The sequence below is a fragment of the Xanthocytophaga flava genome (assembly GCF_030068545.1).
Lineage (GTDB): Bacteria > Bacteroidota > Bacteroidia > Cytophagales > 172606-1 > Xanthocytophaga > Xanthocytophaga flava.
On the sequence record NZ_JASJOR010000017.1, the window covers coordinates 149,185 to 163,378 of the forward strand.

Annotated in this window: 14 protein-coding genes, 1 tRNA gene and 1 riboswitch; of the genes, 10 read left to right on the forward strand and 5 right to left on the reverse strand. The window is 40.7% G+C overall.

The annotated features are described in order from the left end of the window. Nucleotides 1–4 precede the first annotated feature (4 nt). Together QNI15_RS23325 and QNI15_RS23330 are read right to left on the reverse strand one after the other, a co-directional pair. Nucleotides 5–331, reverse strand: a complete 327-nt coding sequence (locus QNI15_RS23325) for a PadR family transcriptional regulator (protein ID WP_313995154.1) — start codon at nucleotides 329–331, stop codon at nucleotides 5–7. A 171-nt stretch (nucleotides 332–502) separates the two neighbouring features. After that, nucleotides 503–976, reverse strand: coding sequence for a GNAT family N-acetyltransferase (locus QNI15_RS23330; protein WP_313995157.1), 474 nt, complete (start codon nucleotides 974–976; stop codon nucleotides 503–505). A 115-nt stretch (nucleotides 977–1,091) separates the two neighbouring features. Between QNI15_RS23330 and QNI15_RS23335 the strand changes: the two genes are divergently transcribed. The 6 genes from QNI15_RS23335 to QNI15_RS23360 all read left to right on the forward strand — a co-directional run bounded on the left by QNI15_RS23335 (nucleotide 1,092) and on the right by QNI15_RS23360 (nucleotide 8,032). Then, entirely contained in the window at nucleotides 1,092–1,844 is a 753-nt protein-coding gene (locus tag QNI15_RS23335; RefSeq protein WP_314033836.1) for a nucleotidyltransferase, read from the forward strand. A 2-nt stretch (nucleotides 1,845–1,846) separates the two neighbouring features. Next, complete coding sequence (locus QNI15_RS23340) at nucleotides 1,847–2,632, forward strand: metallophosphoesterase family protein (RefSeq protein ID WP_314005424.1); 786 nt, start codon at nucleotides 1,847–1,849, stop codon at nucleotides 2,630–2,632. A 314-nt stretch (nucleotides 2,633–2,946) separates the two neighbouring features. After that, nucleotides 2,947–3,133, forward strand: a riboswitch (cobalamin riboswitch). Between the two features lie 206 nt (nucleotides 3,134–3,339). Beyond that, nucleotides 3,340–5,934 (forward strand): TonB-dependent receptor, encoded by a 2,595-nt coding sequence (locus QNI15_RS23345; RefSeq protein ID WP_314033837.1) that lies wholly within the window; start codon nucleotides 3,340–3,342, stop codon nucleotides 5,932–5,934. 515 nt (nucleotides 5,935–6,449) lie between these two features. Continuing rightward, nucleotides 6,450–7,049, forward strand: a complete 600-nt coding sequence (locus QNI15_RS23350) for a PAS domain-containing protein (protein WP_314033838.1) — start codon at nucleotides 6,450–6,452, stop codon at nucleotides 7,047–7,049. A gap of 66 nt (nucleotides 7,050–7,115) precedes the next feature. Next, nucleotides 7,116–7,826: a histidine kinase dimerization/phospho-acceptor domain-containing protein gene (locus QNI15_RS23355; protein WP_314033840.1), complete on the forward strand. Its 711-nt coding sequence runs from the start codon at nucleotides 7,116–7,118 to the stop codon at nucleotides 7,824–7,826. Between the two features lie 84 nt (nucleotides 7,827–7,910). Further along, nucleotides 7,911–8,032 (forward strand) — tRNA-OTHER (locus QNI15_RS23360). Between the two features lie 110 nt (nucleotides 8,033–8,142). On the opposite strand, the gene QNI15_RS23365 is transcribed toward QNI15_RS23360, so the two are convergent. Continuing rightward, nucleotides 8,143–8,895, reverse strand: coding sequence for an SDR family NAD(P)-dependent oxidoreductase (locus QNI15_RS23365; protein ID WP_314033842.1), 753 nt, complete (start codon nucleotides 8,893–8,895; stop codon nucleotides 8,143–8,145). Nucleotides 8,896–9,000: 105 nt separating this feature from the next. Between QNI15_RS23365 and QNI15_RS23370 the strand changes: the two genes are divergently transcribed. Further along, nucleotides 9,001–9,378, forward strand: a complete 378-nt coding sequence (locus QNI15_RS23370; RefSeq protein ID WP_314033844.1) for a winged helix-turn-helix transcriptional regulator — start codon at nucleotides 9,001–9,003, stop codon at nucleotides 9,376–9,378. 21 nt (nucleotides 9,379–9,399) lie between these two features. Here the strand turns inward: QNI15_RS23370 and QNI15_RS23375 are convergent, their stop codons facing one another. Then, nucleotides 9,400–10,263 carry a nucleotidyltransferase domain-containing protein gene (locus tag QNI15_RS23375; protein ID WP_314033846.1) on the reverse strand — a complete coding sequence of 288 codons (864 nt, stop codon included), beginning with the start codon at nucleotides 10,261–10,263 and terminating at the stop codon, nucleotides 9,400–9,402. Between the two features lie 804 nt (nucleotides 10,264–11,067). After that, a complete protein-coding gene (locus QNI15_RS23380; protein WP_314033848.1) occupies nucleotides 11,068–11,907 on the reverse strand; it encodes a hypothetical protein in 840 nt (279 codons plus the stop codon). 295 nt (nucleotides 11,908–12,202) lie between these two features. Here QNI15_RS23380 and QNI15_RS23385 point away from each other — a divergent pair, with 295 nt between their 5' ends. The 3 genes from QNI15_RS23385 to QNI15_RS23395 all read left to right on the forward strand — a co-directional run bounded on the left by QNI15_RS23385 (nucleotide 12,203) and on the right by QNI15_RS23395 (nucleotide 14,173). Further along, complete coding sequence (locus QNI15_RS23385; RefSeq protein WP_313981717.1) at nucleotides 12,203–12,526, forward strand: ArsR/SmtB family transcription factor; 324 nt, start codon at nucleotides 12,203–12,205, stop codon at nucleotides 12,524–12,526. After that, nucleotides 12,519–13,022 (forward strand): SRPBCC family protein, encoded by a 504-nt coding sequence (locus QNI15_RS23390; protein WP_314033850.1) that lies wholly within the window; start codon nucleotides 12,519–12,521, stop codon nucleotides 13,020–13,022. The genes QNI15_RS23385 and QNI15_RS23390 overlap by 8 nt, the downstream gene beginning before the upstream one ends. Nucleotides 13,023–13,498: 476 nt before the next feature. Beyond that, entirely contained in the window at nucleotides 13,499–14,173 is a 675-nt protein-coding gene (locus QNI15_RS23395) for an Ig-like domain-containing protein (RefSeq protein ID WP_314033852.1), read from the forward strand. The last annotated feature ends 21 nt before the right edge of the window (nucleotides 14,174–14,194 follow it).

Here is a 14,194-nt window from a genome sequence, read left to right on the forward strand (position 1 = left end):
TTAGTTAGGTCAACGATACATTTGGAATGGCTTCCCATAAACCAGCCCGAATGTCTCTCATTTCAGCAAGGACCTGATGGGCATAGGAGGTTGTGGCATAGATACGTTTGCGTTTGCCTCCTCTCTTCTGAGTAGCTTCTCCAAATTCCGAAGTAAGGAATCCTTTTTCCTCCATACGTTTCAGTGCCGACTGGATAGAACCTACACTTAGCTTTTCCTTCAAACGTGTTTCCAGTTCCCGCTTAATCTCTACACCATAGGCATCCTCCTGCAGCGCAGCAACTGTAAGCAATACCAGTTCTTCAAACTCTCCCAGTTTTGTTTTCTTCATTAGTTCAATATTATTCGTGATTGCAGTAAATATAAATCAATTTATTTAATTCGCAATTGCAGTTAATATATTTTTTGTAGGTAATACCAGAACTCAAGGTAGTGAGTTAAATGAATGAGGAACAGAAGGTTATTCAAAACAGAAGTAAGCGCAGACAGATCAGTTGTTTACTTACAAGGAGGATATCTTTTTCCATTCAATACGTAAAGCCGACATCTTCTCTGATTCAAAACGAATCTCGGGTTGTATCACAAAACCGTTCTTCTCATAAAATGTCAGAGGCGAACAATAAGGCATTCCATTGGCTTTGCTATCCTTATTATGATCAATAACCCAGCCTAATAAGTGAGTTTCGTGTTCTTTGAGTGCATTCAGGAGTTTTTTTCCATATCCTTTCCCCTGAACAAACAAACTTATAAGAATCGCAAACCAGCGTTGCTCATCCCTTTTAAAGGTCGCAGCCCAGCCTATTATTTCTTCCTCTTCTCTGAGCAGAAAATGGGTTTTATCTTCCAGTCCATCCAAATATTTATCAAATTCAGCAATGGACGCATACTGGAGTTTTTGAGGATATTCCTCATTCCACAGTTTCAGGACACTTGCTTTTTGCAAATCTGTAATGCCCTTTTGTATGGTAATATGCATAAGAGTTGTTTTTACTTAGTAACTGACAATCAATACTGTGAGGCACACAATTTTAGCTTTGCTTTTCTAGATGCGAATAGCTTCGGGAGAAATATCAAAGATTAAATATATTCATATGGTTAAGTGTAAAGTTACTGAGGAAGAAAAAAGAACAGCAGAAAAATTCTACAAAGAAGCTCTTACTATGCTCAATGAAGCTGGATTATCCTATCTCGTAGGAGGAGCATTTGCTCTGCAACAGTATACAGGCATCTATCGTGACACCAAGGATCTGGATATATTCTGTAAAGCCAGTGAGTATCCTAAGATTCTCAAACACTTTTCCTCTATGGGATATCATACGGAAATTACCGATTCCCGATGGTTGGCTAAGGTGTACTTTCACGATGATTACTTTATGGATATTATATATAACACAGTAAATAATATTTGTACAGTAGATGATAGCTGGATGGAAAATTCGTATGCGGGAGAGTTTTGTGGTGTACCTGTTCAGTTTTTATCTGCAGAAGAATTATTCTGGTGTAAAATCTATGTACAAAACCGGGAGCGGTTTGATGGAGCTGACTTGAACCACCTGATTGTGCGTTATGGAGACCGTTTGAACTGGAACCGGGTGTGGATGCACCTGGAGATACACTGGCAGTTGCTTATGGCTCAGCTGCTTAGCTTCCAGTTTTGTTATCCGTCAAAAAGAGATCTGGTTCCCCATTGGTTAATGGAGGAGTTACTGGCAAAAGCCAAGGAACAGTATGATTTACCAACACCGCAACAAACGTTGTGTCTTGGGCCTCTCATTGATCAGACGCAGTATGATATTGACGTACGGGAATGGAATTATAAAACAATCACAATGAAAAGCATATAGATATGAATTTGAAAAGCAAACAAATCGCTGCTATTGGCGATATTCATATTAAAGCAACTGACCGTGGCAAATGGAAAGAATGCTTTCAGTCTGTATCAGAACAGGCATTTGCGCTGATTCTGTGTGGTGATTTGACAGATACCGGACAAGCCAGTGAGGCTGAGATCTTGCTTGAGGAACTGAGTGTTTGCTCTATTCCGGTGATAGCAGTACTGGGTAATCATGATTATCATGATAATCAACAGGATGAAATCAGACATGTTTTATGTAATAACAAGATTCATGTATTGGATGGAGAATCAGTGGTTATCAATGGAGTGGGATTTGCAGGTGTAAAAGGGTTTGGCGGGGGCTTTGACCGGTTTATGCTTCCCCGCTTTGGGGAAGAAATGAATAAAGCGTATGTGCAGGCGGCAGTGGAAGAATCCTTGAAACTGGATCAGGCATTGTATCGCCTGGAGGGAGATGATATTGATATACTAAAAGTGGCTGTATTACATTACTCTCCTATCAAAGAAACGGTGGTTGGCGAGCCTGAGGAGATTTTCCCTTTTCTTGGATCATCTTACTTAGCAGAACCGCTGGATCGCAGGGAAGTAACGGTTGCCTTTCATGGGCATGCTCATCATGGACACCTGGAAGGTGCCACCAAACAAGGTGTAAAGGTGTTCAATGTTGCCAAACCTGTATTACATAATGCGGGTTATACTAATCCTTTCTTCTTGTATGAATTACCACTTCAGGAAAAGGAGAACCAACCTGTAGAACATCTGATAGTAGCACCATGATGCTTGCTGGTCAGCTAATTCTGCATGTAATTGTTAGTAAACGATGAAACTTTCTCATCGTCCTAAATCTCATTTGAAACAAAAAAGACACTGATTAGAATTATAGGTTCAAATTAGTGTCTTTTCATTAATAAATCCATCTTGATTCTTGCTAAAATAATAATCCGTACCGGATACCAAAACCAGGGTTTATACCTTGCATAGCAAACAATCTTCTTATCCATGGAATTCCATGACAAAACAGGAATTAATCTAAACCTACATCCAAATCAGATAAATCACGTATATTCGCCCCCTTCATGTAAGTTCTTTACTTTATACCCTCTGGAAGAGGTTCTGCATAATGCCGATTAATAGGGAATCGTGTGAAAATCACGAACTGTCGCGCAACTGTAAGTAACCTTCAAAGCGTATACCCTTGTTTGTCCACTGTATCAATGATATGGGAAGGATGGTATACGTGTTACAAGTCAGGAGACCTGCCTTTTCCAGTATGACAATGCTTTCGCGGTTTGAAGCACGGTCAGGTGTGGTGTTTTCTGTTCTGAAATTTTTACAAACTATGGATCTGAGGCGGTTCACGTAGATGAACCTCATCATATGCATGCCTGTTTTCAGTCAGATCTCTCCCCTGTCTTTGATTTTATCCCTTGTTACATTGTGGAGTGTAAGAGCTTTTAACTATTCATCTTAACACAGTTAAAAGTATGCAAACACCTTATGGCTGCTATCCGCACACTGATAGCCAGAGCCACCTATTAACTGTCTATATACCGTCAGACAGAAAGAGTATTTTTGATGATGAGTCAACAAGTACCCATCAGATAGTAAAAGATCATGTCCTTGAGGCAAAAGTGGTAGGTAAAAACATTCCACCTGGAACCCAGACTGTTTCATCGGCTTTCGGTCTGTTCATCAATCAATTACTCTACCAAACCTCGACCTTGTATTTCTCTATGAATAAGTCCCTACAACAAAAGTTGCCTCTATTTTTTTGTCTATTATTTCTGCCTTTATGTATGCTGGCTCAATCTGAAAAGGGTAGTATTTCCGGATATATACAATCCGAAAATAAAGAACCACTCCCTAATATGACCATTGGCCTGGATGAAACGGCATATGGTACTACCAGCAGTGAAACGGGGCACTTTCTACTCAAAAATATACCTGCCGGAAAATATATATTATCCATTAGTGGCATTGGCTATCAGGCATTAAAACAAACTATTGTGGTAAACGCAGGACAAAGAATTTCGCTAAATTATCAGCTTAACAGCAAGACCAATGAGTTGTCGGAAATAGTGATTACATCCGACAGAAAATCCGGTTTCACGGCTATTACCAAACAGGCAATTCCCCTACGGGATATCCCGCTGACGACCTCTTCCGTTTCTGTAAAGACTATAGAACAGCGTGGAGCAGATGATCTGGGTGAGGCAATGAAGAATACTACAGGAGTGCGAGCGAATAATACGTATGGGGGATTTCAGCATTTTACTATCAGGGGATTCAGTAACTTTGTACTACTTGTAGATGGTGTCAGAGACGAAAGACACAACATCTCCACCAGTGCCCCTACAACGAATCTGGCTAATGTAGAAAGTATAGAAGTGTTAAAAGGTCCCGCTTCGGTTTTGTTTGGACATTCAGCGCTGGGAGGGATTATCAATATTGTTAGAAAGCGCCCAACAAAAGAATTTAAAGCGGAATTTTCAGCTACCTATGGAAGTTATAATACCCGCAGAATGAGAGCGGGAGCCTCCGGTTCTATCAGTAACCAGTTGCGGTATCGGGTTGACTTTGGGATGTCCGATACAGAAGGGTATCGATATTCTGGGTCTACTACAAACAATGCCTACCTGGCACTGGAATATACACCTACCAGTAAAGATTTGTTTTATCTGACAGTGGGTGTAAACAAAGACAACTATGATACGGACACAGGCATTCCTATGCTGGAAGGTAGTAAAAAAATACCTGGACTAGATGTCGATACGCGGTACAATGACCCTGCCGACTTTTTAAAACATACGCGTTTCGACTATCAGCTTAAATTTGTACACCAGTTCTCTGAAAAAGTAAAACTGTCAGATCAGGTATCCTATTATGATGACAATATCAACTATTTTTCAACAGAAGAACTTTCTGTCAATGCCTCACTGGATTCACTTACCCGATCCTTTCCGTTTTATTTCAACCACCTGACCAAACCTCTTCAAAATCAGTTGGAGCTTAGTAGTGAATGGCTAACTGGTTCTATTGTACACAAAGTATTAGTAGGTTATGCACTCAGTATACTGGACAGGAAGACCTATAACGGAGATGTCAATGGTCCAGCCAAAAACGCTACAATTCCTATTCATAATCCGATTCTCAATCAGGGGTATATTTCCTTCACAGACCAGAATTATAGGGCTACTATGGAAAATGTGCATGGAGTATATATACAGGATTGGATCAAGGTTGCAGAGTATTTGAAAGCACTGATAGGATTACGATATGACATCTTTAATGGCAGCTACTATACCAATCAGGTAGACGCAACCCGGCATGTGACCGAAAAAGGCCCGAAATCAACTATTTCTAAAAATGCATTGACCTATCGGTTTGGACTGGTATATCAACCTTTTGAGCCTTTGTCTGTTTATAGTTCGTATTCTACTTACTTTAAACCTTCCCGCCGAATTGCACCCAATGGAGAAACGTTTGATCCGGAAACTGGTTATCAGGCAGAGATAGGCTCTCGTCTGGAGCGTTCAGGCTGGACAGCCATTCTTGCTTTTTATTATATGCGAAAAAACAATCAGGTAGAAGCACTTGCAGGAGGTATCTACAAACGGATTGGCTCTGCAGAATCCAAAGGGTTTGAAGCAGAAATCAGTGGAAGTCTTTACAGAGGACTGGATGTGACAGCAGGGTATACATTCTCTAAAGCAAAATACCTTCCATATGAAGGAAGTGAGATAAATCCGGTGGCAGGAAAACGGGTATCTTTTGCACCTGTCAATATGCTGAATCTGTGGCTAAACTATGAATGGCAATACACAGCACTGAAAGGATTAAATCTGGGAGCAGGAGTCAACTATATGAGTGACACGTTCACAAACAGTACCAACACGTATACTCTTCCAGCCTATACAGTAACCGATGTGGCTATTGGGTATCGCCTGGGACGAATCAATATAAGGCTGAATCTTAACAATGTATTGAACAAAAGGTACTTTGCCAATGCGATCTATTCCAATCAGTTCTCTCCCGGCCCTACCCGAAACTTCTTGTTAAGTCTAAAATACACGATCTAACTTATCCTGTAAGGAAACAATAGTCACCTGAACTTTAGAAAGAACGCATAGAAAATACACATTCTCTCCTTCTGAAAAAGATCCTCCCTCTACCTTTCCTTCTGACTAACTGTCCTTCTGAAAGAAACTTGTAACAAATAGAGCCATGTTCGGCTTCTGAGAGAAAAATACGTTCAGAATCCATAGGCTGCCGGTCTTGTCACGGGATTCTTTCAGGAGGTCAAAAAACGAAAAAGCGGATTACTTGTGATCAGAACATCCTTAGTACTCACCTGGAAGTGGTTGAAACGAAAAATGTATCCCCAAGAACGACAAACTAAAATCCGAAAACCAATAAAGAAGGTAAAACACATACTACTTTGAAGTAACACGACAAAATACAGAAGTTTATTTTGCTTTTTACTGTAAATAATAATATGCGTCTGCACAATATTCTCTGGTAATTTTCAAATTTGAAATGAAAATTTTTCCTAGATTTAAGAATACACTCTTAGTAAGCGAAACAAGGTTTTCTCATGCCGTTATTACATTTCTTATTATCTGCGCTGGAAGATGCCGTTATGGCTTTTGATATGAGCAGCAATCAGTATCTCTTCATCAGTCCGGCCGTGGAGAAGATCACAGGATATAGTGAGGCTGACATGAAGCAGCAGCCCGGTTTATGGGAAAAAATCATAGACCCACTGGATCTGAATGAAGTAGCCCGTAGTACACAACAACTGACACAATCAGGAGAAGTCAAACTCACACACCGTATTATCAGTGCAGACGGTACCTTAAAATGGGTACAGGTAAAAATGGTGCAATTTACACTGCCAGATACCCAACATGAAGTTCTGATGCATATTATTCGAGATGTGACAGATATCTTATTTCATAGAAGAGAATCGCAAAAAAAGATCACTTTTCTTGAGTCGGTCATCAATGCGGGTCCCGCACTATTGTTTCGTATCAATCCGGACCAGGAATATACATTTGTGAATGATACCTACACCCGGGATTTCGGACAAAAAAAGTCGGATCTGATTGGAAAGAAAATATCGGACTTCTGGCACCCCGATGATGCTGGAAAGGTGAAAGAAATTTATCAGGAAGCAAAAAACAAACCTGGCTAGGTAATCCATATTACCCACAGAAGATGGGACAAAGACCGAAAGATCCATTGGCTGGAATGTGATATTGTGGGAGTCAAGGACGAATTTGGAGAGGTAAAAGAAATTCAGGGAGTTGGACTGGATGTTACGAAACAACACCTGATTCAGATGGAGATAAAGCGAACCAAGGAAACACTGGAAGCGCTGATCAATAATACAGAAGATAATATCTGGTCTGTAGACTGTGACAGATGTATTCTGTTTGCCAACAAAGCCTATAAAGAGTTTGTTTTCAGAATATTTCAGATTGAGATCCAGTCGGGTATGCAATTGCATGAACGGGTGAGTGGTAACGAACAGCAACAGTACATAGAAAAATACAAACAGTTATATGACAAGGCATTTAAAGGTAATTCCTTTCGTGCCTACAACGAGTTTACAGATCCCACTACACAGGCTAAGATCATTCAGGAAGTGGGCTTTAATCCAATTTACAATGAAAAAGGCCAGGTAACAGGCACAGCCTGTGTAGCTCGTGACGTGACAAAACAACTGGCTGCTCAAGACGAAATCAGACAACAAAATGCACGTCTGCGGGAAATCGCCTCCCTAAGTTCACACGAACTAAGAGCGCCTGTGGCTACTATTATGGGTCTGATCAGTCTGCTAGATGAAGAGGATGTCAGCGATCCGGAGAAAAAACATGTAATTGCGGATCTAAAAACAAAGTCCATGCAGCTGGACGAAGTGATTCATCAGATTGTCAACACAACATTTATCCCGCAGAATCCTTTGTAAAGGAAAGATACTTCCTATCAATTGCAACCCATCAGATAACTAATTGCATAAAAGCAACCATTTTCTGAGTAACTTTGTGTAACAGCAGAAGTGGCGCAATTGGAAGACGCACTCAATACAGTTCTGAAAGGATGACCCCCAATGGGGGGTTAGTGGCACGACTACCCTTATTAGTATAGTTGCAGGTTCAAGCCCTGCCTTCTGTTAAAAACAAGCCCAAACTTCCATGTTGGGCTTGTTTGGTTTTCAGCATGTCCACATAACAGGTTTGATGGTATTTTCCACTTATTCATCTTTGAATGAATTGGGTTATTCTTTATCTCATACCTCCAGACGCTGCTATTTTTTCTCCCGTAATCCAGGCAGCCTCATCGGATGCAAGAAACGCTACAACCGGAGCCACTTCTTCCGGCTTGCCAACTCGGCCAAGCGGAGTGGCAGCAAGCAAGGCTTGTTCAATAGCTGAGCCTGTCAGACCCAGTGCTCGGGCACCTTCCGTATCTGTATTGCCCGGAGCAACCGTATTGACCCGAATGTTACGTGGTGCAAGTTCTCTGGAAAGGGAAATAGTTAGTGCATTTAAAGCAGCTTTGGTGGATGCATACAAACTTGTATAAGGTCCTGGATTCTGACCTGCCACAGAGCTGATATTGATAATACTTCCACCCGAAGCAGGAAAATAATTCAATGCCTGTTGAATAGTAAGGATTGGGCCCAATACATTTGTGTGGTACTGCTGTTGAAAATCAGTTTCTGAAATACTTTCCACTGGACCAAATCGGCTTATCGCAGCATTGTTTACAAGTACATCAACTTGTCCAAACACTTCCTGTACTTTTGCAAACAACTTTTGTACATCAGCAGATTTAGCTACATCTGCCTGTACCGCAATGGCTTTTCCACCCTGCGCTGTAATTGTACTGACAATACGTTCTGCATTGGTTTGATCACTTACATAATTTACCACAACAGCAGCCCCTTGTGCTGCTAAAGTCTGGGCAATGGCTGCCCCTATTCCTTTGGATGCGCCAGTTACAACGGCAATTTTTCCTTCTAGTTTTGTTTTCATGTGATTCTGATTTGTAGAAGCAAAATTAATATCACTACCTTTACGTTAGATATGAGTTTCCCATTGGAAAGTAGTTTCCGCTGGGAAAGTAGGTTCTAATATTGTATGCGAAAAAAGATTTTTATAGACGAAAAGCCGCTCCAGTGTCCAAGCCAGCTAAGGGCTATTCATGATACGATGGATTTGCTAGATGGTAAATGGAAAATTACCATTATCGGTTGTTTAAGCTTTGGCAATAAACGTTTTATGGATCTGCAGCGCGAGGTGGAAGGAATAGGTTCCAAAATGCTCTCCAAAGAACTACAGGAACTGGAAATCAATGGTTTGGTCAGTAGAACAGTGATGAACACCCGACCGGTCACGGTTGAATATGCGCTCACATCATATGGCCAAACATTGAGACCCATTCTGTGGGAAATGGCAAAATGGGGACAAACTCACAGAAAGAAGATTTTTTCTGACAATGAAGATCTGGAAAGCTAGTTCTGCTTTCTGAAACCTATGCTACAACTGGTAAGCAGGCTTATACATCCCCTGAGCAAGATCTGCTACTTCGTTGAAGAGTGATTTTAGCAGAGTCACATTCTCAGATAGGGTATCCATATCAACACATAAAACAGCATTGATCTTATCTGTCAGATGTGGAGGTTTTATGGTTGATTGTTCCAAGACCTGAATAGCTCTTTTATCACTGATAGGATAGAGTTCATTCAGGGCAAACAAGGCGGTCACTATGTTTTTGATTGCTCTCGTGAGACAACCCAGCGTGTTATAGACATCTTGTTTGGCAGCAAAAGAATCACCATGCCAGATGGTAAATTCAGCAGACCATAAAGATTGTTGTACCACCAACTGTTTTAGCTTGGGAGGGTATGTCTGTACTGCTGATTTTAGCCTGGCAATGATGCCTTCCGGGTCATACAACGGAATGCACACCTGAGTTTCTGCCAGAAAGATAATAGAGGAAAAACCATAAGGAGGTTGTTGTTCAAAATGGTTCTCCCATAAGCCTTCCTGCGCATTCTCAATAGTCGTCGTTATCTGTTCGATGTTCTTGTAAAGCAAATCAACTTTTCCATACGCCGTTTTTACCCAGGCACCTCCATTTACCCATGGACCCCATTCATAAAAACCCGTAACTGTCGGGCTACTGTCTTTTGCATATTTCTTTGCGATAGCCTGTATTTCCCTGATATCAAAAGGAGCTTTTTCGTAATAATAGATTCCTACATCCAGATCAGAAGTCTCCGTTGCTGTTCCTGTTGCATAAGAACCACCTAATACAATCGCCTGGACATTTGTAAGACCTTTTAAGTCGTTTACAATAGTGTCTAGTATCTCTTGCTTTTCCTTAGGAAGTATCATCATTGTATGTAATCGAAAAATAAAACACCAGATAAATCAACACTCAAGATATATAACTTCCTGTAAATAAGAATAAAAGAGATGAAAAATGACACATCCCTGCTACTGGATTTTATCACATCAGTTTACGTGGTGTTTAGTTTGTCTCACAAAGTAATTTGATGAGAATTCACGCCAAAAAGTTTTCTGTGCAGAGTTCATCGCATGAAAGGGATTGAGCATAGTTCTATGCAAACTATTTTTTTGTAAGGGCAGCCCAACCTCATCAGTCACCAAACAAATTGCATTTTATTCCGATCACTTTCATTGATGCGCATAACTTACCGCAAATTAAATTTTGACCAGAACTCCGATCATTTTTTCCTTTGCGCATAACTCACGGCAAAAAAGAATTTGATCGGAATTCACCGCAAAAGGTGCTCTACACATACACGATTCCTCCAGAATTTTGAGGAAAAGAATTTTACTTTGATTCCATACATAATGGATCATCTTTAAGAAGCTGCAAGATACCTTCAATCGCTAATGGTCGTATAGGTGCGTTGGGAATCTTTTCTCCGCGAGGTTGGCCTTTGGCCTGTGGGCGGGAGGATCGGTGAAAAGTGTCCTTTTTTGAACAAGCAAAAAAGTACCATGTTGCAAGTAGAATAAAGATCAGAAATTTGAGAAAAGAAAGGAAGGAGGTTGCATATTATCTCATTCTGAATCACATCGAAAGTCACTCATGCTATACACAAATAAGCAATGCAAGTAAGAATATCTCTTACTTGCATTTGAAATGAGCCCTATTCTAATAACCTATTGGATTTACCAATAGCTATATCTATGTATGGCAGCTGGCACATGCGAATAGCCTTCCAGCTTTGTAGCACGTTCCACAGGCAAACCAGCAGAAGAATATACATAGGTATACAATTCTTTAGAACTAGGTGTTTCCCGATAACCTGGATTATTGGTAAACAATTTAACCCCTGGCAGATAATACTCACTACTGATCAACGGCATCGGATTAGGTTGGCTGTCATAATTGCCATAGAGCACATTGTAAGAGAATTTCAGATCCGACTCCTGCCCACTGGCAGCTCCGGAAACCGCAATACGGGTCAGATTGCCATTGGCGTCATAGCTATAGTCATCCACAGTGAGAAAGCCACTGATATAGCTACGCTGGCTTTCACGGATAAGCTTCCCATTGGCATAGGTAAAGTGGTGTCGGTACGATACCTCATTATAGCCATTGTAAGTAACAATCTCGGATACAAGATCTCCGTCATAGGTGTAAATCGCATACGAAGGATGTTTGGTAAAGTTGAGACGAACAGGACGGCCATTCTCATATACAATGGTATATCCTATGTTGCTATACGAATCATATCCGGTCAGTTGATAGGTAGCATCATAGCTAAGTTTGATTGTCCCCATCTGACTCAACAGGTTGCCTGGTCCCTGTGGCTGTTCCGTATCCCCGCTGTCAGTAGGGATTGTGTCTTGCGGAATGGTATCGGATGGAATCGTATCCTGTGGAGATTCTGAATCACCAGGCTTGTCTGACGAGTGCTCTGTATCAGGCAGAATAATAGAATCTTTCTTGCAGGATGAAAAAGAGATAGCAGAAAATACAATTGCTGCTATACATAGTAACTTCATAGTTTTCATAAATGTGTAGTGTTAAGTTGTTAACTGTGTGGTGTAGTGAATAATGAGTTTGGAGGTAAGACAGGAAGCGAAGAAGGATGGTTGCCCGGAGAATAAAAAAAATAAAATAATTTATTGACAACCAGATTACAGGTTACGAAGCAACTTTTTATGCGAATAAGTCAGCATATACCGGTATCAGGATAAGTAAATTTGTTGACCTACTTAAATTTTAAAAAACAATTGCGAAACCGAAAAGTTGCACATACATTTGCAACCATTCGGTTTCACTAAAACAATCAGGCCTATGCGTAGAGACATTTTTCAAGCCGTTGCAGACCCAACAAGGAGAGCCATTATAGCCTTAATTGCATTACAGGCGATGACACCCAATGCCATTGCCGACAACTTCAACACGACACGACAAGCTGTGTCAAAACATTTACGCATTTTAACAGAATGCGAACTTGTCAAACAAGAACAAAAAGGAAGAGAAATCTACTACTCACTTGAAATTGACAAATTAAAAGAAGTAGACAAGTGGATGGAGCAATTCCGAAAAATCTGGGAGACTCGATATAATCAACTGGATGATGTATTAGTAAAACTAAAAAACAATAAAAATGAATAATTTACTATTTGACTTTACGGTTGACAAATCAACCAAATCTGTATTCGTAACAAGAGAGTTTGATGCCGAGCTTTCACTTGTTTGGGACGCATTTACGAAAAAAGAAATCCTTGACCAATGGTGGGCACCCAAACCGTGGGTTTCCAAAACCAAATCAATGGAATTCAAAGTTGGTGGACGAAGGTTTTATGCAATGGTTAGCCCGGAAGGACAAGAAAGCTGGCAAATACAAGACTATACGTCCATTAGCCCTAAAACTAACTTCAAATATGTAAGTGTATTTGCAGACAAAGACGAAAATCCTCATTTGCCAGGTTCGAATTGGGATTTGAATTTCAGTGAGCAAAATGGAATAACTAAAGTTAGCATTACTATTTACAACGAATCTCTTGAAAGAATGGAACAGATGATTGAAATGGGTTTCCAGGGAGGTTTCACTATGACACTAAACGAATTGGCAGTGTTGCTGACGACTTTATCAGTAGAGAAGAAATAAAAAATTGCCCATACCAAGGTATTGCCCAAAGTGGGGGACTGAACCACTTCGATTGGAGATTTCGCACAAGGTTCAACTTTTGTTGTTCAATTGAGCTTTTGTGGTAAAAATCCCGCCTTTGGCAATACCTGGACCGCCCGAACAACAAATCCTTCCACCGACTCTGCTAAAGTCCATTGCCTCACCACAATGAGATCCGTGTCGGTTAGCTTTGGTACGTTAAGCAACTGACAAAGACGAAGAAAAGAGCATTACACTAATTTGCCTTGGTTCCTGAATAGCTCCTCCCTCTGGAAACCCTTCTTTGTAACCCTTTTAGTGGGCAGTTATCATTGCACCCGATCCAGTCTCTTTGCAATACTTAAAAAATTTCAAAATAAAAGAATCCTCTCAGGCAACCGTTCATTGACAGATTCTGTCTTCTCTCACAGAAAGTATTTGTGCGTGTCTGGAATTTACTAAAATTGTCAAGTATAATGAAAAGCTCTTTGCGCCATCTGGGAGCCCTGACGGGAAGTCTTGTACTCTTGTTTTTATTGGGAGGGTGTACAACTCCGGAAGATATAATCCCCGGATCATCTAATAACTTCGAGTTATATGAGGATGATGTTTATGCCTTTGGTGGAGGTGGAATTATACGGATGGACCCACTCGGAAATGATAGCCTGAAAACGGCGGTTACGGTCACCTTTGGTCAGCCTCGTCATGGAACACTGAGTATAGAACCTGATGGCGATACCTATTATAAACCAGAAAATGGATTCTTTGGAACAGATAGCCTGACATATGAGGCATGTAGTGAAAGTACCTGTAAAACACAAAAAATACGGCTTCATATAGAAGTTCCTCTGGACCCAAATAACTGTACGAATGTTGTGGTGGCGGACTCTCTGCAAACAACCCGAAATACACCCAAAGGCATCCGGATATTTGAAAATGATATCATCTGTCCAATGGCTGGCAGGTCTGTCTATGCACCGCAGCTAGGCACATTTCGTACTATTGAGTATGCAGGTAGTTATAAAAACACCATTTATGTATACCAGCCACCGAAAGATTTTACTGGTGAAGATTCGTTTCGCTATCGGGTTTATCCGGACCAGAATTACAATACCTATCTGGAGGTGATTGTAAAGGTGAAAGTTAACTAATACCAGCGGAATCGAACCAAC

What these genes read in the sequence shown, in the direction of transcription:
- QNI15_RS23325 (WP_313995154.1), bottom strand. Translation starts at nt 331, where the DNA reads ATGAAGAAAACAAAACTGGGAGAGTTTGAAGAACTGGTATTGCTTACA.
- QNI15_RS23330 (WP_313995157.1), bottom strand. Translation starts at nt 976, where the DNA reads ATGCATATTACCATACAAAAGGGCATTACAGATTTGCAAAAAGCAAGT.
- QNI15_RS23335 (WP_314033836.1), top strand. Translation starts at nt 1,092, where the DNA reads ATGGTTAAGTGTAAAGTTACTGAGGAAGAAAAAAGAACAGCAGAAAAA.
- QNI15_RS23340 (WP_314005424.1), top strand. Translation starts at nt 1,847, where the DNA reads ATGAATTTGAAAAGCAAACAAATCGCTGCTATTGGCGATATTCATATT.
- QNI15_RS23345 (WP_314033837.1), top strand. Translation starts at nt 3,340, where the DNA reads ATGCAAACACCTTATGGCTGCTATCCGCACACTGATAGCCAGAGCCAC.
- QNI15_RS23350 (WP_314033838.1), top strand. Translation starts at nt 6,450, where the DNA reads ATGCCGTTATTACATTTCTTATTATCTGCGCTGGAAGATGCCGTTATG.
- QNI15_RS23365 (WP_314033842.1), bottom strand. Translation starts at nt 8,895, where the DNA reads ATGAAAACAAAACTAGAAGGAAAAATTGCCGTTGTAACTGGCGCATCC.
- QNI15_RS23370 (WP_314033844.1), top strand. Translation starts at nt 9,001, where the DNA reads ATGCGAAAAAAGATTTTTATAGACGAAAAGCCGCTCCAGTGTCCAAGC.
- QNI15_RS23375 (WP_314033846.1), bottom strand. Translation starts at nt 10,263, where the DNA reads ATGATGATACTTCCTAAGGAAAAGCAAGAGATACTAGACACTATTGTA.
- QNI15_RS23380 (WP_314033848.1), bottom strand. Translation starts at nt 11,907, where the DNA reads ATGAAGTTACTATGTATAGCAGCAATTGTATTTTCTGCTATCTCTTTT.
- QNI15_RS23385 (WP_313981717.1), top strand. Translation starts at nt 12,203, where the DNA reads ATGCGTAGAGACATTTTTCAAGCCGTTGCAGACCCAACAAGGAGAGCC.
- QNI15_RS23390 (WP_314033850.1), top strand. Translation starts at nt 12,519, where the DNA reads ATGAATAATTTACTATTTGACTTTACGGTTGACAAATCAACCAAATCT.
- QNI15_RS23395 (WP_314033852.1), top strand. Translation starts at nt 13,499, where the DNA reads ATGAAAAGCTCTTTGCGCCATCTGGGAGCCCTGACGGGAAGTCTTGTA.